At 43.2% G+C, this 1,554-nt stretch carries 1 protein-coding gene and 1 pseudogene; both read right to left on the bottom strand.

What is annotated here, in order from left to right:
• Positions 1 to 118 precede the first annotated feature (118 nt).
• On the bottom strand, positions 119 to 1,309 hold the full coding sequence (locus AC1DRF_RS27255; protein WP_016764127.1) for a thiolase family protein: 1,191 nt from the start codon (positions 1,307 to 1,309) through the stop codon (positions 119 to 121).
• A pseudogene (locus tag AC1DRF_RS27250) lies at positions 1,309 to 1,554 on the bottom strand (succinyl-CoA--3-ketoacid-CoA transferase); the annotation flags it as partial. The pseudogene AC1DRF_RS27250 and the gene AC1DRF_RS27255, both read right to left, overlap by 1 nt.

The raw sequence follows: 1,554 nt of genomic DNA, 5'->3' as shown, positions 1-1,554 counted from the left end.
GCGCCGGAGCAGCCGTCTACATACTTTTTTCCTTGTTCATCTATTAAGTAGCTTCCTTCCCCATGCGTAATCATTGGATACTTTTTTGTTAAATCTCTATGAAAAACATAATCTCTTTTTATTTCGTCCATCTTTCCACCACCATCGCCATTCCTAATCCTCCTGCAACGCAAATAGTAGCCAGGCCGTATCGTCTTTTTTGCTTGTGGAGTTCATGACACAGAGTTGTTATAATTCTTGCCCCGGAGCAGCCTAAAGGGTGTCCAAGCGCAATCGCTCCTCCGTTTACATTCACTTTTTCTGATGTGATGTCCCATTCTCTTAAGCAAGCAATACTTTGAGCGGCAAATGCTTCGTTTAATTCAATTAAGTCCATATCACCTAAGCTTAAACCGACTTTATTTAAAGCAATTTGCGAAGCAGAAACGGGGCCAATTCCCATTTCCTTTGGAGAGACGCCCGCTGCGGCAAACGAAACAACCTTTGCCATAGGCGTTAATCCGAGCTGCTCAGCTTTTTCTTCCGACATCAACAGCATCATTGAAGCGCCATCGTTTCTGCCGGATGAATTGCCGGCTGTCACCGTTCCATTCTTTTGAAAAACAGGCTTAAGCGCACCAAGCTTTTCTTTGCTAGTAAGACGAGGAAATTCATCTGTTGCAAAATGCCTCATACCTTTTTTTCCTTCTTTTACAGGTACCGGAATAATTTCTTCTTCAAACAAATCAAGTTCTATAGCCCGCCTAGCTTTTTCCTGACTATAAAAAGCAAACTCATCTTGTTCCGTGCGGCTAATACTATATTTTTCAGCGAGCCACTCGGCCGTCTGTCCCATCGTAAACGTTCCGTATAACGTTTCAGGCTGTGATTTTGGCTGACTTTCTGTATTAGAGTCATAGAGTGTTAAATCACCAACGTGAAAACCAAAACGAGTGCCTACCGTATAGTGCGGTGCTTGAGACATGCTTTCCACTCCTCCGGCTAATACCACTTCGGCTTGACCTGATAAAATGGACATAGCTCCATTCATTACAGCCTGCATGCCTGAACCGCACTGGCGGTGCACGGTATAAGCTGGAATACGTTCAGAGAATTGAGCTTTCAGCCCGGCTACTCTCGCTATATTAGGAGCATGAGCGCTTTGTTTCGTTTGTCCGACAATGATTTCATCAACAATCTCTGAAGTATATCCCGCTGAAGACAAATTGTTTTTCATCACAAGAGAGACTAGTTCTTCTGGAAGCGTATCTGCAAGTGAACCGCCAAACTTTCCAATAGGCGTTCGAAATGCATTTACAATCACTGCCATTATGCTGTCACCTCATTGTTTTTATTAAATAATTTAGAGACGCGAAAAGAAGCCTGCGTTTTTTGTTGCACTGTCTCTAAAGAAACACCCGGAGCTGTTTCAAGAAGTTCAAGACCATGATCTGTTACCGAAAAGACAGCTAATTCTGTAATAATCATATCGACTCGTCGCTCTGAAGTAAGCGGATAAGTTAACTCCCCAACTAGCTTTGACTCTCCTTGGCTGTTCGTATGAAGAGTCGTAAC

It is taken from the genome of Priestia sp. P5_B4 (assembly GCF_056400385.1).
This window is presented reverse-complemented; position numbering and strand designations above follow the sequence as displayed.